The organism is Enterobacter cloacae complex sp. GF14B, from assembly GCF_004136805.1.
GTDB lineage: Bacteria > Pseudomonadota > Gammaproteobacteria > Enterobacterales > Enterobacteriaceae > Enterobacter > Enterobacter hormaechei_C.
The window spans coordinates 1-15195 of the sequence record NZ_QFRV01000088.1 but is presented as its reverse complement, the minus strand read 5'-3'; the positions used below and the strand labels follow the sequence as shown (position 1 = coordinate 15195).

Genomic DNA, 15195 nt, shown 5'->3' with positions numbered 1-15195 from the left:
GCCACCGCTTCGCCGCGACCGCCGCCGAACTTACGCCGGTGCGCCATCGCGCCGCCGACAAAATCGACAAAAATCCCGCCAAGCTTTGGCTCATCGCGCTTGCGCAGCTCCAGATGTTCCGGCGTCATCACCAGCGCCATCAGGTTGTCTTCATCATGTTCCAGCCCCCAGCGGGCCGCCAGAACAGATAAGGCGCCGTCCCCGGCGCCTGTTTCATCTACTAAGCAGATCTTCACGTAGCAATCAGCCTTTGATTCCGTAATGCTCCAGCATCGCATCCAGCTGAGGCTCGCGGCCACGGAAGCGTTTGAACAATTCCATAGGCTCTTCTGAACCGCCGCGGGTCAGGATGTTGTCGAGGAACGACTGACCGGTTTCGCGGTTGAAAATCCCCTCTTCTTCGAAGCGCGAGAAGGCATCCGCCGCCAGCACGTCGGCCCACAGGTAGCTGTAGTAGCCTGCGGCGTACCCGCCTGCGAAGATATGGCTGAACGCGTGCGGGAAGCGTCCCCAGGTCGGGCCTGGAATAACCGCGACCTGCTTTTTAATCTCAGCCAGGGTTTCGAGGATTTTCGCCCCCTGCTCCGGGCTGAACTCGGCGTGCAGGCGGAAGTCGAACAGGCCGAACTCCAGCTGACGCAGGATGAACATCGCCGCCTGGTAGTTTTTCGCCGCCAGCATTTTATCCAGCAGTTCTTTCGGCAGCGGTTCGCCCGTTTCGTAATGGCCGGAGATAAATGCCAGCGCGTCCGGCTCCCAGCACCAGTTTTCCATAAACTGGCTTGGCAGCTCGACCGCATCCCATGGCACACCGCTGATACCGGCGACGCCAGCGGTTTCGATGCGGGTCAGCATGTGGTGCAGGCCGTGACCGAACTCGTGGAACAGGGTGATCACTTCATCGTGGGTAAACAGCGCAGGTTTGCCGCTCACCGGGCGGTTGAAGTTACAGGTCAGGTAGGCGACCGGTTTTTGCAGGGAACCATCCGCTTTACGCATCTGGCCCACGCAGTCGTCCATCCACGCCCCGCCACGTTTGTTTTCACGCGCGTAAAGATCCAGATAGAAGCTGCCGCGCAGCTCGTTTTTCTCGTCATACAGCTCGAAGAAGCGCACGTCCGGATGCCAGACGTCGATGTCGGTACGCTCTTTCGCGGTAATGCCGTAGATGCGTTTCACCACCTCGAACAGGCCGTTAACGGCTTTGTTTTCCGGGAAGTACGGACGCAGCTGTTCGTCGCTGATGCTGTAGAGGTGCTGTTTCTGTTTTTCGCTGTAGTACGCGATATCCCACGGCTGAAGCTCGTCCACGCCGAACTCCGCTTTCGCAAAGGCGCGCAGCTGAGCCAGTTCTTTTTCACCCTGAGGACGGGCGCGTTTCGCCAGATCGGTCAGGAAGTCGAGCACCTGCTGTGGGTTCTCAGCCATTTTGGTGGCGAGGGATTTATCCGCGTAGCTGTCGAAGCCCAGCAGCTGTGCCAGCTCGTGGCGCAGAGCGAGGATCTCCGCCATCACCGGGCTGTTGTCCCACTTACCGGCATTCGGCCCCTGATCGGAGGCGCGGGTGCTGTAGGCGCGGTACATCTCTTCGCGCAGGGCCTGGTTGTCGCAGTAGGTCATCACCGGCAGATAGCTTGGGATATCCAGCGTTAACAGGAAGCCTTCCTGCTCTTTCGCTTCGGCCTGGGCTTTTGCCGCCGCCAGCGCGCTTTCCGGCATACCCGCCAGTTCAGATTCATCGGTAATCAGCTTCGTCCAGCCCATGGTGGCGTCGAGGACGTTGTTGCTGTACTGGTTGCCCAACTCGGACAGGCGCGCGGCGATTTCGCCGTAGCGAACCTGTTTTTCTTTTGGCAGGCCAATCCCGGACAGTTCGAAATCACGCAGGGCGTTATCGACCGATTTTTTCTGCGCCGTGTTCAGTTCGGCATAGTGGTCGCCGTCGCGCAGGTCGCGGTAGGCTTTGTAGAGCCCCTCATGCTGACCGACCCAGGTGCTGTACTCAGAGAGCAGCGGCAGGGTCTGTTCGTAGGCCTCACGCAGCTCCGGGCTGTTTTTCACCGAGTTCAGGTGACTCACCGGGGAGAAGATACGCCCCAGCACGTCGTCCACTTCGGCCAGCGGCTGACACAGATTTTCCCAGGTGTACGGCGCGCCCTGCGCGACCACGTTTTCTACCGCCGCACGGCAGTTGTTCAGCGACTGGGTAACGGCCGGAACCACATGCTCAGGGAGGATTTTAGAAAACGGTGGCAACGAAAAAGGCGTCAGTAATGGATTGGTCATAAACGCTGTCCTGTTGAAATAGGTGAATGAAGCGCGCATCCGGCGCTGTGCATATTGTTCAGTAATGGGGTTAAGTGTAGAGGATTTCAATGCCGAAGGTTGTCGAAAAACGCCCGGTGGCGCTGCGCTTACCGGGCCTGCGGGTAATCTGTGCCGTTCTGCTGTAAACTGTGGCAAATCGTCAATTCAGCGGAATATCATTACCCATGCTCAGTTATCGCCACAGCTTCCACGCAGGCAACCACGCCGACGTCCTCAAACACACCGTTCAGAGCCTGATCATCGAATCGCTTAAAGAAAAGGATAAACCGTTCCTTTATCTGGACACCCACGCGGGCGCGGGCCGTTATCAGCTGAGCGGCGAGCATGCCGAGCGTACCGGTGAATATCTGGAAGGGATTGCGCGTATCTGGCAGCAGGACGATCTGCCTGCCGAGCTGGAGCCGTACATTGGCGTGGTGAATCACTTCAACCGCAACGGCCAGCTGCGTTACTACCCGGGTTCACCGCTGATTGCCCGCCAGCTGCTGCGCGAGCAGGACAGCCTTCAGCTGACAGAGCTGCACCCGAGCGACTTCCCGCTGCTGCGTTCTGAGTTTCAGAAAGATAACCGCGCCCGCGTGGACAAAGCCGATGGTTACCAGCAGCTGAAAGCCAAACTGCCGCCGGTTTCCCGTCGCGGCCTGGTGCTGATCGACCCGCCGTACGAAATCAAAACCGACTATCAGGCGGTGGTGACGGGTATTCACGAAGGCTACAAACGCTTCGCCACCGGGACATACGCCCTGTGGTATCCGGTGGTGCTGCGCGCGCAAATTAAACGCATGATCAAAGACCTCGAAGCGACGGGCATTCGCAAAATCCTGCAAATTGAGCTGGCGGTGCGCCCTGACAGCGACCAGCGCGGCATGACCGCGTCCGGCATGATCGTCATTAACCCGCCGTGGAAGCTCGAAGCACAGATGAACAACGTGCTGCCGTGGCTGCACAAAACGCTGGTGCCAGCCGGTACGGGTCACGCCACCGTGAGCTGGATCGTGCCGGAGTAATCGCAGCCATCGGTGGAAACTATTGATTTCAGGTATACAATCGCGGCAATTCACGATTAAGGACAACGCTATGACTAAGCATTATGACTACATCGCAATCGGCGGCGGCAGCGGCGGCATCGCCTCCATCAACCGTGCAGCCATGTACGGCCAGAAGTGTGCGCTGATTGAAGCCAAAGAACTCGGCGGCACCTGCGTGAACGTGGGTTGTGTACCGAAGAAAGTGATGTGGCATGCCGCGCAAATCCGTGAAGCTATCCATATGTATGGCCCGGACTACGGCTTTGACACCACCATCAACCACTTCGACTGGGATAAACTGATCGCCAGCCGTACCGCCTACATCGACCGAATTCACACCTCGTACGATAACGTGCTGGGCAAGAATAACGTCGACGTGATCCGCGGCTTTGCCCGTTTCGTGGATGCGAAGACGATCGAAGTGAACGGCGAGACGATCACCGCCGATCGTATCCTGATCGCCACCGGCGGCCGTCCGAGCCACCCGCACATTCCGGGCGCGGAATACGGTATCGACTCCGACGGGTTCTTCGAGCTGCCTGCTCTGCCAGAACGCGTTGCCATTGTGGGCGCAGGTTACATTGCGGTTGAACTGGCCGGCGTGATTAACGGCCTGGGGGCGGAAGCGCACCTGTTCGTGCGTAAACACGCGCCGCTGCGCAGCTTTGACCCGCTGATCGTCGACACGCTGGTCGAGGTGATGAACGCCGAAGGCCCAACCCTGCACACCAACGCCGTGCCAAAAGCGGTGGTGAAAAATGCGGACGGTAGCCTGACGCTGGAGCTGGAAGATGGCCGCAGCCAGACCGTTGACTGCCTGATCTGGGCGATTGGCCGTGAACCGGCCACCGACAACTTCAACCTGGCCGCAACCGGGGTGAAAACCAATGAAAAAGGCTACATTGTCGTTGATAAATTCCAGAACACCAGCGTACCGGGCATTTATGCCGTCGGTGATAACACCGGCGCCGTAGAGCTGACGCCGGTTGCCGTGGCGGCGGGGCGTCGTCTTTCCGAGCGTCTGTTTAACAACAAGCCGGACGAACATCTGGATTACAGCAACATTCCGACCGTGGTCTTCAGCCACCCGCCAATCGGTACCGTCGGCTTAACCGAGCCGCAGGCGCGTGAGCAGTACGGCGATGATCAGGTGAAAGTGTATAAATCGGCGTTTACCGCGATGTATACCGCGGTCACCTCGCACCGTCAGCCGTGCCGCATGAAGCTGGTCTGCGTGGGCCCGGAAGAGAAGATCGTCGGCATCCACGGCATTGGCTTCGGCATGGACGAGATTCTGCAAGGCTTCGCGGTGGCGCTGAAGATGGGCGCAACGAAGAAAGACTTCGATAACACCGTGGCAATCCACCCGACTGCGGCGGAAGAATTTGTGACCATGCGCTGATCGGTCTGATCCGCAACAAAACCGGCCAACTGGCCGGTTTTTTTATGCCCTGGGCAGGTAAACCCAACGGGTGTACAAACGGTAACAAAATAACCCGCTACCCGCGGTGGAATTAACTAATCTTAGAAAGCGCTACGCGTTCGCCTGTTACTACGGAAAAAGATTAGAAATATGAAAATGCACGTAAAGATCACCGCAAAACTGATGGCCAAAATGCACCTTGTTCTCGCGCTGGTATGGGCGATACTGACTATTCCTACCCTGTTGTGGTGGAAAAACAGCATTCTGTGGGTGTCGTTAATGAGCATTTACGCTATCGTGATTTCCCATCTGGCTGCGTACAGCGCCGCCCATGCAGAAAAAGCGGCCAGCAAGGCGATGGATAAAAGCGAAGGCGCCAGCCAGAAAGCCAATCAAACCGCCAACAGCCTTCAAGGCAATGCGCGTCAGGCACATTAATCCCTGCGTATATGCAGAATACCGAATGCTCTGAATTTTATTCCTGCTCTGTTTCCAAAGATTCTGATTTAATGATTTCATAATCAAAGGGATATCTGATTTTCAGCGTGTTTAAATCCATTTTGAAAGCGTGATCTACCGCACACTTCGCACCGCATTAACCGAAGCGAATGTCTACGCTTAAAAGATAGCCGGGAAAAACCCGTATTTGTTACGACAAAAACCGGAGGTCCTGAACACCATGTTCAACCAGAAACTACAGACTGCCGAGGATATCGAGTTCGACATTGCAGAAGAGCTGCGCTATGAAACCGATCCCTGTGAGTTAAAACTGGATGAGATGATCGAGGCAGAGCCGGAACCGGAAATGATTGAAGGGCTGCCGGCGTCCGATGCCCTTACGCCCGCTGACCGCTACCTTGAACTGTTTGAACACGTCCAGTCGTCGCGGCTGTTTGCGGACAGCAAAACCTTTCCCGACTGCGCGCCGAAGATGGATCCGCTGGATATTTTGATCCGCTATCGCAAGGTGCGTCGCCACCGTGATTTTGACCTGGCGCGCTTTGTGGAGAATCACTTCTGGCTACCGGAGGACTACAGCAAAGAGTACGTCTCTGATCCCGGCCTGTCCCTGAAAGAACATATCGATAATCTGTGGCCGGTGCTGACGCGCGAGCCGCAGGATCACATCCCGTGGTCGTCGCTGCTGGCGCTGCCGCAGGCCTATATTGTGCCCGGCGGGCGATTCAGCGAGACCTACTACTGGGACTCTTACTTCTCCATGCTGGGGCTGGCAGAAAGCGGTCGTAACGATCTGCTGAAATGTATGGCCGATAACTTCGCCTGGCTGATTGAGCGCTACGGTCATATCCCGAACGGCAACCGCACCTACTATCTCAGCCGCTCCCAGCCGCCCGTTTTTGCCCTGATGGTGGAGCTGTTTGAAGAGGACGGCGTGCGCGGGGCGAAGCGCTATCTTGAGCACCTCAAGATGGAGTACGCCTTCTGGATGGACGGGGCGGAATCGCTGCTGCTCAATCAGGCCTATCGCAGTGCGGTTCGTATGCCGGATGGCTCATTGCTCAACCGTTACTGGGACGATCGCGATACGCCGCGGGATGAATCGTGGATCGAGGACGTTGAAACTGCCCGTCATTCTGGTCGTCCGCCGAACGAGGTGTACCGTGACCTGCGTGCCGGGGCAGCCTCAGGATGGGATTACTCATCCCGCTGGCTGCGCGATCCTGCGCGGCTGGCCAGCATCCGCACAACACAATTTATCCCCATCGATTTGAACGCATTCCTGTTCAAACTGGAGAGCGCTATCGCCAATATCTCCGCGTCGAAAGGGGATAAAGAGACGGCTGATCTGTTCCGCCAGAAAGCCAGCGACCGGCGCGCGGCGGTAAACCGCTATCTGTGGGACGAAGAGAACGGCTGTTATCGTGATTACGACTGGCGGCGTGAAGCCCTGGCGCTGTTCTCTGCGGCCAGCATTGTGCCGCTGTATGTGGGCATGGCGACGCATGAGCAGGCTGAACGGCTGTCCGATGCCGTTAAAGCCCGTCTGCTCACGCCGGGCGGTATTCTCGCCACCGAATATGAAACCGGGGAGCAGTGGGATAAGCCGAACGGCTGGGCGCCGCTCCAGTGGATGGCGATCCAGGGGTTCAAGCAGTACGGCAACGACTCGCTGGGAGATGAGATCGCCTGGAGCTGGCTGCACACGGTGAACCATTACTACAAAACCCATCATAAGCTGATTGAGAAGTACCACATCGCCAGCAGCACGCCACGCGAAGGTGGCGGGGGGGAGTATCCGTTGCAGGATGGCTTCGGCTGGACGAATGGCGTGGTGCGGCGGTTGATTGGGTTATATGGTGAACCTTGAGCCTTGCCCCTCACCCTGACCCTCTCCCCTGAGGGGAGAGGGAAAAGTTAACGAATCACCTCATAAATGGCAGTCTGGATGGACTGCCATTTTTTTGTGCTGGCATCGGGCTGCGTCTTCGCGCGGCGCGTTGCCATATCGGCGTCGTGCTGCTGGCGTTTCACCACCGCAGGGACGGTACAGAATGCTTTCAGGTACTGCTTACGCATAGGCGTCAGCGATTCCCCGTTCGCCATCGCATGGCTAAGCGTATTAATAAAGCGTCGGCAGGGCTTTTGCTCTGTCATTTGCAGGCGGTAGCGCAACATTACTTCCAGCACATCGTCGTAGCCTGCCGACAACGCCTCCTCCGTCCATGACATTTTCCAGTCCATCCCGCCCTGCAAAAACAGGAGCGCCACCCGGGTATCGTTGCGGCTAATCGCTGAACGGAAGTTGTTTTCATCCCAGGTGACACCCATCCGCGTCAGCGTTTCTCGCGAGGAAGGCGTTTCGCGCATCTCCTGCACCGGTGCGGGAGATGCCGTACTGGCCACAGCCGGCTGCGGTTTACTGCTGTTCACCAGCCAGAATCCCCCCACGACAATCGCGATAACCATCACGCCAACCGCTCCCCACAGCACGCCGGAAATCAGCTGTTCGCGCTGCTCTGGCGTACGCGTGGCACGCTGAGTCGGTTTTTCTATACTGTCGCGCACTTCAAAAAGATCGCCGCCTGTGGTGCGGTCCATTTTTTGCGCCTTTTCCCAGAACGCGTGCAGCTCGCTTTCGTCCACCGCCATCAGCGCCGCCGGGTTAACGCGTGTCCGCCCTTCCTCAAACGCGCGCTGAACGGAGCGGGTGATCTGCGTGTAATAGCAGTCGAGCAGCTGGATTTGCGCTCCGCTTAACGGCTGCTGCACGGTGATGCTGTTGCGGATTTGTCGAATATCTTCGAGGAAGGTTTGCAGGGTTTTGCGGGGCTCTACCAGCAGCGTCAGCATGTCCGGGGCGTTAAACAGCGGCGCGTAGTAGCGGCTAAATTCTTTTTTATCCACCAGCAGTTGGGCCAGTTCGCTGAACAACATGCCGCTCAGAACATCATTAATCTCACCGTTTTTCAGCCAGCGACGCACGCGTTCAGCGTTAAACAAGGTCTTAAGATGATTATTCAGCCGCACCGGATCGGGCCACGCCTGCTGTATCAGCCCTTTAATCATCAGCTCAATGGCACGCACCTGTTTCTGCGCCTGAAGCTGGCTCTCCTTCTCTGGCATCCTCCCGGTTTCGTAGGTCAGGAGGGGCTGTTGCAGACGCAGATATTCAAGGGAGGTGACGAAGCGCATCGCCGCAATCAGCTGGTTTTCGCTGACATCCTGCCCGCTTTCATACTGGGGAACGCGCTGCTGAAGCAAGCGTAATTGCAGCGTAAAGGCTGTCATTTCCGCATCATTCAGGTTCAGCTTCCTGGCTACAGCGCCCCACCCGCCCAGCCCCAGGCGGGCGCTATCCAGTTGCTCCAAAAACCAGCGTGGATCTTTTCCTTCAGAAACATGTACATTCAACAGAAGTAAAATTTCAACAGACGCCTGACGGATCGCCGCCAGACAGTGTTCAAACTGTTCGCGGGTATGATGAGATGAGCTAATCATCATTGTTTTCCTTGAGAGACAATGAGTACCGCTAAAGCGGCATTAAAAGTCGTTTTTCTTTTTATTTATATGAGGTTAAACATACCTGACTTTCTGTTGAAATAAAGTGACAACCTTATAATCATTTGCAATGTCTCCGGAGGATCGTCATGCCCGCCTTAACCACCGCGCGTCTCACCTGCTCGCCGCTGCAAGAGCAAGACTGGCCCTTTTTTCTGTCGCTACAGCAAAATCCTGAGGTAATGCGTTATGTCGCCCCTGCGCGTAGCGAGGCGGACATTCGGGAAGCCTTTGAGTCTCGTCTGTTGCCGTGGACGCCGGGCAGTTCGCACTGGCTCTGCCTTATGGTGCGTGAGACGGCCAGCCATACGCCGCTGGGCGTAACCGGATATGTGCACCGGGAAGCAGATTGTGCAGAAGTCGGTTTTCTCTTTGCGCCTTCTGCGCAGGGGAAAGGTTACGGCTTTGAATCTCTGCGGGCTGTGTGTAATTTTGCGCTGACTCAGGGCAATATCCGTCGGCTCACCGCGACCGTGACGGCGGGAAATATCGCCTCCAGGCGACTGCTGGAAAAAACAGGTTTTCAGCTGGAAGGTGAGTTGCGCGAGAGTTATTTCCTTTCAGGGCAATGGCATAACGACTGGCTATTCGGTTTACTGAAAAAGGAATTCCCGTTCAGTTAAACCTGATCAACAGCCATTTGGCGGATATTTCCCCGGCGGCGTTTCCTCTATAGTCGCGTCATTAAGAGGAAACGCTTATGACGGGTTATGCAATGCAGATATCTTCTGCTGCAATCGCATTAATTAAAAAACAACAGGGTCTTTCCCTGGAGAAATACCGTGACGAAAAGGGAATATGGGTTATAGGTTATGGTCACGTAATTCGCCAGTGGGAAAAATTTAACGGTCTCATCACGCCGACTGAGGCGGAGAATTTGCTTTGTAATGATATTCAATTATGTGAGGCGCTGCTGCGGGAAATGAACAAACGCCCATTAACCCAACAGCAGCATGACGCACTGATATTAACCCTCTTCAGTTTTGGGGAAGAGTCCCCTCTGCCAGAGAAGATCCTTCAGGCCGTCGCCCGGGTGTAGTACATCGCAGCTTGCGTCCGGTTTTTGACATCAAGACGCCGGAAAAGCGTCTCAAGATGGGCTTTTACCGTTGCCGCACTGATATTGAGATTACGTCCAATCTCTTTATTGGACTCTCCGGCCGCCAGTAACTTCAATACCTCACGCTGGCGCTCGCTTAACACTGCCAGTTCATCCTGAGAGGTGTGCTGCTTCAGCCACTCGCCGGGAAAACAGACCATTCCTCGCGATACAGAATCCAGCACTGCGGAAAAGCGTTCGGGATTCGCATTGCGAGGAATTATCGCCACCACGTTGCGCTGAAACATTTGCTCAACCCAACGCCGCTCTTTTTTCGTTAACACCAACACCACGCGCGACGTTGGAAAGCGATCCATAATCTCTTCCAGTAAAGCCACACCATTATCACGAATTAAATACCCATCTATCATGACGATAGCGGAGGGTGACGCGGATAATTGCGCCCATAATTCATCAGTCTGACGAGTTCCTGTCATATCTATTTTCGGAATTAACTTCTGCAAACTATACATCGCTCCATGAATAAATAATGACTGCCTGTCAAACATGATTACTCGCATCGTTTTACTCCTCTGAGAATAGCGAAGGGGGATTCTACAGAGGCATTTTTTAAGAAAAAACTCAATGAATGGAGAGGTTACAAATCACCCAGCTCTCTTTATATCTTCCAGCATTTAGACATACCTGTTTTAAGGATTTCCTTAAGAGGGTTCCTTCCCCTTAAGACTGAACATTACAGAAACATACCGCCTGAAACTTCAATACGTTGCGCATTCATCCAGCCCAGTTTGTCACTGAGCAACGCCGCAATGGCGTCACCAATATCATCGGGCAGGCCCACGCGTCCCAGCGCTGTCTGCGAGGCCAGCAGCTGGTTAAGCTCCGCATTATCCCGCACTCGCCCGCCCCCAAAGTCGGTTTCAATCGCGCCGGGCGCGATGATATTGACGGAAATTCCGCGCGCGCCAAGCTCTTTTGCCTGATAGCGGGTCAGCACCTCCATCGCCCCTTTCATTGCCGCGTAGGTTCCTGAACCGGGCTGAGTAAAACGGGCCAGTCCGCTGGAGACGTTCAGGATCCGCCCTCCGTCTTTTATGAGCGGCAGCAGCTGTTGCGTGAGGAAAAACGGTCCTTTGAAGTGAATGTTCATCGCATCATCAAACTGCGCCTCGGTCGTCTCGGTATAGGGTGCATATAACCCTGTACCTGCGTTGTTCACTAAATAGTCAAAGGTGTCACGTTGCCAGACGTGTTTAAGGGTATCCTTCACCTTTTGAGCAAAGCGCGAAAAGCTTGCCGTATCGCCGACGTTAAGCTGCAATGCTGCCGCTTTTCCGCCTTTTCCCTCGATTTCGCGCACAACTTCCTGCGCCTCCTGCTGGCTGTTGTTCCAGGTGAGGATAATGCCTGTCCCTTCCGCGGCCAGCTTCAAAACGGCATTTTTACCCAGGCCGCGGCTACCGCCCGTCACTAAAGCAATACGTTCACTCATAATTCACCTCGTTTCGGCTGTGATGAAGATTGAGAAAGAGCTTATTAGATGGTAGAAAATCAATAAATAGTGCCGTGAGCGCTTCACTGTTTCATTCTTAACAACAATGACCAACATCTATGGATAAAATACACGCAATGCAGCTTTTCCTTCGGGTCGCGGAACTGGAGAGTTTTTCCCGCGCGGCGGAGACGTTAAGCCTGCCGAAGGGGAGCGTATCGCGACAGATCCAGGCACTGGAAAACGCGCTGGGCACGCAGCTGCTGCACCGCACTACCCGCCGCGTCAGCCTGACGCAGGACGGCATGGTTTATTACGAGCGCGCCAAAGATCTGCTGATGAATCTGGACGAACTGGACGGCATGTTTCTGCACGACCCTTCAACCATCAGTGGTCGGCTACGTGTGGATATGCCCGTTGCCATTGCGCGAAATGTCGTCATTCCGAAACTGCCTGCATTTTTACAACAGTTTCCCGGCATTGAACTGGAGCTGAGTAGCAGCGATCGTCTGGTCGATGTCATCCGCGAAGGATTTGACTGCGTGGTTCGCGTGGGAAACTTAAAGGACTCCGGGCTTATCGCCCGGCCGCTTGGGAAACTCTCGGTGATTAATTGCGCCAGCCCGGATTATCTGACGCGATTCGGCTACCCTGAGACGCTGGACGATTTGGCTTCGCATGCCCTCATTCACTACTCCGCCACGCTGGGCACCCGTCCGCAGGGTTTTGAGTATTACAACGGCAGCGCGACCCAGTGGGTAAAAACGGGGGGCGTATTGACGGTTAATAGCACGGAAACCTACCAGGCCGCCTGTATCGCCGGGCTTGGCATTATTCAGGTCCCGCGCGTCGGGGTGCGTGATGCCCTGCGCACGAAAAAACTCGTTGAGATCCTGCCGCAATATCGGGCTGAACCAATGCCCGTCTCCCTCATTTATCCCCACCGCCGTAACCTCTCCCGTCGGGTGCATGTGTTTATGGAGTGGCTTACCGAACTCACAAAAGGTTACGTGGACTAGTCGCAAGCTATAATTCAGTAACATCCAGCTCAACGAAAAGGAAAATGCGCGTGACGCCGGAAAATAACCCGCAACGACCTACTCAACATTTAGATTATGAACCCATCAAAAAGATGGATAACGAGCCTGAAGCGCCGAAAGAGCCTGGAACGGCCAGCAAAGCGCTGGGTACCGTGACCGGCATAGCCGAAAAAATTCAGCAGATACCCGCGATTGCTCACCTGATACGCGCCGCTGAGCGCTTTAACGACCGCATGGGAAATCAGTTTGGCGCGGCGATTACCTATTTCTCGTTCCTGTCGATGATCCCCATCCTGATGGTGTCATTTGCCGCCGCCGGTTTTGTGCTGGCGTCTCACCCGACGCTGTTGCAGGACATCTTCAATAAGATCCTGACCAACGTCAGCGACCAGACGCTCGCCACAACGCTCAAAAGCACCATCAACACCGCCGTGCAGCAGCGTACCACTGTGGGTATCGTCGGGTTGCTGATTGCGCTCTATTCCGGGGTGAACTGGATGGGCAACCTGCGTGAGGCTATTCGCGCCCAGTCGCGTGACGTCTGGGAGCGTAGGCCGCAGGATCAGGAGAAGATATGGGTGAAGTATCTGCGCGACTTTATTTCGCTGATTGGGCTGCTGGTGGCGCTGGTCATCACGCTCTCTATCACCTCGGTCGCCGGTTCCGCGCAGCAGATGATTATCTCCGCGCTGTACCTGGATTACATTGAATGGCTGAAACCGGCCTGGCGCGGTATAGGGCTTGCCATCTCCATCTTTGCTAACTACCTGCTGTTCTTCTGGATCTTCTGGCGTTTGCCCCGCCATCGGCCGCGCAAGAAGGCACTGATCCGTGGGACGTTGATTGCCGCCATTGGCTTTGAAGTGATCAAAATTGTGATGACCTATACGCTGCCGTCGCTGGTGAAGTCGCCCTCCGGCGCGGCCTTTGGTTCGGTGCTGGGGCTGATGGCTTTCTTCTATTTCTTCGCTCGCCTGACGCTGTTCTGCGCCGCGTGGATCGCCACGGCTGAGTATAAAGATGACCCGCGCATGCCGGGTAAAACCCACCGCTGATGTCCTGTCGGGCTGATATTTCAGCCCGATCCGCCATTTCAGCATATAAATCCAGTCCGTAACTTTTATTTAACGCAAAACCAGTTTTAATGACTGATATTTAAAAAGTGTGAAGCATTTCATAGAAGTGTTTTCGCTGGTCTGAAAATTATCCGCTTTTTGTTGCTTTTATGACCACACCACGCCTTTGTTACAGATTGAAATGTCGCTTTTGCTATGCCTAATATGGCCCTTCGTTCGTCCAAAAATAAGAAAATATTATGCAAGCAACAGCCACCACACTTAACGAAGGGGCGGAACACGTTCCGGTCAACTCGCGCAATAAAGTCGTCGTCGCATCGCTGATTGGCACCGCCATTGAGTTCTTCGACTTTTATATTTACGCCACCGCTGCGGTCATTGTCTTTCCGCATATTTTCTTCCCTCAGGGCGACCCGACGGCAGCCACGCTACAGTCTTTAGCCACCTTTGCTATCGCCTTCGTTGCGCGTCCGATTGGTTCAGCGGTCTTTGGGCATTTTGGCGATCGCGTTGGCCGTAAAGTGACGCTGGTTGCCTCGCTGCTGACGATGGGGATCTCCACCGTCGCCATCGGCCTGCTGCCGACCTATGAAACTATCGGCATTCTGGCGCCTGTGCTGCTGGCGCTAGCGCGCTTTGGTCAGGGTCTGGGGCTGGGCGGGGAATGGGGCGGCGCGGCACTGCTGGCGACCGAAAACGCTCCGGCGCGCAAGCGTGCCCTGTATGGCTCTTTCCCGCAGCTGGGCGCACCGATTGGTTTCTTCTTTGCTAACGGCACCTTCCTGCTCCTCTCCTGGCTGCTGACCGATGAACAGTTCATGAGCTGGGGCTGGCGAATTCCGTTCGTCTTCTCTGCTGTGCTGGTGCTGATTGGCCTGTACGTGCGCGTGTCGCTGCACGAGACGCCGGTCTTTGCTAAAGTCGCCGCGGCGAAAAAGCAGGTTAAAGTTCCGCTGGGGACGCTGCTGACCAAACACCTCCGCGTGACCGTGCTGGGCACGTTCATCATGCTGGCGACCTACACGCTGTTCTACATCATGACCGTTTACTCCATGACCTTCAGTACTGCCGCCGCGCCGGTCGGCCTGGGCCTGCCACGTAACGAAGTGTTGTGGATGCTGATGATGGCGGTCATCGGATTTGGTGTGATGGTGCCTATCGCGGGCCTGCTGGCGGATAAATTTGGCCGTCGTTCAAGCATGATCGTCATCACCTCCCTGATTATTCTGTTCGCGCTGTTTGTCTTCCCGCCGCTGCTGGGTTCAGGTAGCCCTGCGCTGGTGATGGCGTATCTGCTGATTGGCCTGAGCCTGATGGGGCTGACCTTTGGCCCAATGGGCGCGCTGCTGCCGGAGCTGTTCCCGACTGAAGTGCGTTACACCGGCGCGTCGTTCTCCTATAACGTTTCGTCGATTCTGGGCGCCTCGGTAGCCCCGTATATCGCCACCTGGCTTCAGGCGAACTATGGCCTGTTCTATGTGGGTGTCTATCTGGCAGCAATGGCAGCGCTGACGCTGATTGCGTTGCTGCTGACGCATGAGACGAAGCATCAGGCGCTGTAAGTGAATGCCGGGGCGAGGCGCGGGGATGCGCCGAGAGGGCGGGTCGCCAGGGTGGTGGCGACTGAGCCACCCTGGCACGTTCACCGGTCATGTCGTGACAGAGTAGCAAGGAACATAAAGTGAACGGAATGACCACCAGAGCCGTATGTTCCCCCTCACCCCAGCC

Annotated in this window: 14 protein-coding genes; 9 read left to right on the top strand and 5 right to left on the bottom strand. The window is 55.7% G+C overall.

What is annotated here, in order from left to right; genetic code table 11:
* Both DD606_RS21025 and prlC read right to left on the bottom strand, forming a co-directional pair.
* Nucleotides 1-236 (bottom strand): class I SAM-dependent methyltransferase (locus DD606_RS21025; protein ID WP_176691455.1); only part of this gene is annotated, 236 nt, incomplete at its 3' end.
* Between the two features lie 7 nt (nucleotides 237-243).
* Nucleotides 244-2286, bottom strand: coding sequence for an oligopeptidase A (gene prlC / locus DD606_RS21020; protein WP_047731208.1), 2043 nt, complete (start codon nucleotides 2284-2286; stop codon nucleotides 244-246).
* Nucleotides 2287-2492: 206 nt separating this feature from the next.
* On the opposite strand from prlC, the gene DD606_RS21015 reads away from it, so the two are divergent.
* From DD606_RS21015 to DD606_RS21000, 4 genes are all read left to right on the top strand, one after another.
* Entirely contained in the window at nucleotides 2493-3335 is an 843-nt protein-coding gene (locus tag DD606_RS21015) for a 23S rRNA (adenine(2030)-N(6))-methyltransferase RlmJ (protein ID WP_063855670.1), read from the top strand.
* Nucleotides 3336-3405: 70 nt separating this feature from the next.
* Nucleotides 3406-4758 (top strand): glutathione-disulfide reductase, encoded by a 1353-nt coding sequence (gene gorA, locus DD606_RS21010; protein WP_063855671.1) that lies wholly within the window; start codon nucleotides 3406-3408, stop codon nucleotides 4756-4758.
* A 171-nt stretch (nucleotides 4759-4929) separates the two neighbouring features.
* Nucleotides 4930-5217: a hypothetical protein gene (locus DD606_RS21005; protein WP_003861213.1), complete on the top strand. Its 288-nt coding sequence runs from the start codon at nucleotides 4930-4932 to the stop codon at nucleotides 5215-5217.
* 241 nt (nucleotides 5218-5458) lie between these two features.
* Nucleotides 5459-7108, top strand: coding sequence for an alpha,alpha-trehalase (locus DD606_RS21000; RefSeq protein WP_003861211.1), 1650 nt, complete (start codon nucleotides 5459-5461; stop codon nucleotides 7106-7108).
* 47 nt (nucleotides 7109-7155) lie between these two features.
* Here DD606_RS21000 and DD606_RS20995 read toward each other — a convergent pair whose 3' ends face one another.
* Nucleotides 7156-8742, bottom strand: a complete 1587-nt coding sequence (locus DD606_RS20995) for an STY4199 family HEPN domain-containing protein (protein ID WP_063855672.1) — start codon at nucleotides 8740-8742, stop codon at nucleotides 7156-7158.
* 146 nt (nucleotides 8743-8888) lie between these two features.
* Between DD606_RS20995 and DD606_RS20990 the strand changes: the two genes are divergently transcribed.
* On the top strand, nucleotides 8889-9422 hold the full coding sequence (locus tag DD606_RS20990) for a GNAT family N-acetyltransferase (protein ID WP_048241695.1): 534 nt from the start codon (nucleotides 8889-8891) through the stop codon (nucleotides 9420-9422).
* Between the two features lie 77 nt (nucleotides 9423-9499).
* Nucleotides 9500-9838 carry a lysozyme gene (locus DD606_RS20985; RefSeq protein WP_003861206.1) on the top strand — a complete coding sequence of 113 codons (339 nt, stop codon included), beginning with the start codon at nucleotides 9500-9502 and terminating at the stop codon, nucleotides 9836-9838.
* Here the strand turns inward: DD606_RS20985 and DD606_RS20980 are convergent.
* On the bottom strand, nucleotides 9817-10419 hold the full coding sequence (locus DD606_RS20980; protein ID WP_003861204.1) for a response regulator transcription factor: 603 nt from the start codon (nucleotides 10417-10419) through the stop codon (nucleotides 9817-9819). The two genes, DD606_RS20985 and DD606_RS20980, sit on opposite strands and share 22 nt — an antisense overlap.
* Before the next feature lie 173 nt (nucleotides 10420-10592).
* Complete coding sequence (locus DD606_RS20975; protein ID WP_023323855.1) at nucleotides 10593-11351, bottom strand: SDR family NAD(P)-dependent oxidoreductase; 759 nt, start codon at nucleotides 11349-11351, stop codon at nucleotides 10593-10595.
* A gap of 119 nt (nucleotides 11352-11470) precedes the next feature.
* Between DD606_RS20975 and DD606_RS20970 the strand changes: the two genes are divergently transcribed.
* The 3 genes from DD606_RS20970 (at nucleotide 11471) to DD606_RS20960 (ending at nucleotide 15029) form a co-directional block, all read left to right on the top strand.
* A complete protein-coding gene (locus tag DD606_RS20970; protein ID WP_017384184.1) occupies nucleotides 11471-12370 on the top strand; it encodes a LysR family transcriptional regulator in 900 nt (299 codons plus the stop codon).
* A gap of 50 nt (nucleotides 12371-12420) precedes the next feature.
* A complete protein-coding gene (yhjD, locus tag DD606_RS20965; protein WP_003861199.1) occupies nucleotides 12421-13446 on the top strand; it encodes an inner membrane protein YhjD in 1026 nt (341 codons plus the stop codon).
* 260 nt (nucleotides 13447-13706) lie between these two features.
* Complete coding sequence (locus DD606_RS20960) at nucleotides 13707-15029, top strand: MFS transporter (RefSeq protein ID WP_003861198.1); 1323 nt, start codon at nucleotides 13707-13709, stop codon at nucleotides 15027-15029.
* Nucleotides 15030-15195 lie beyond the last annotated feature (166 nt).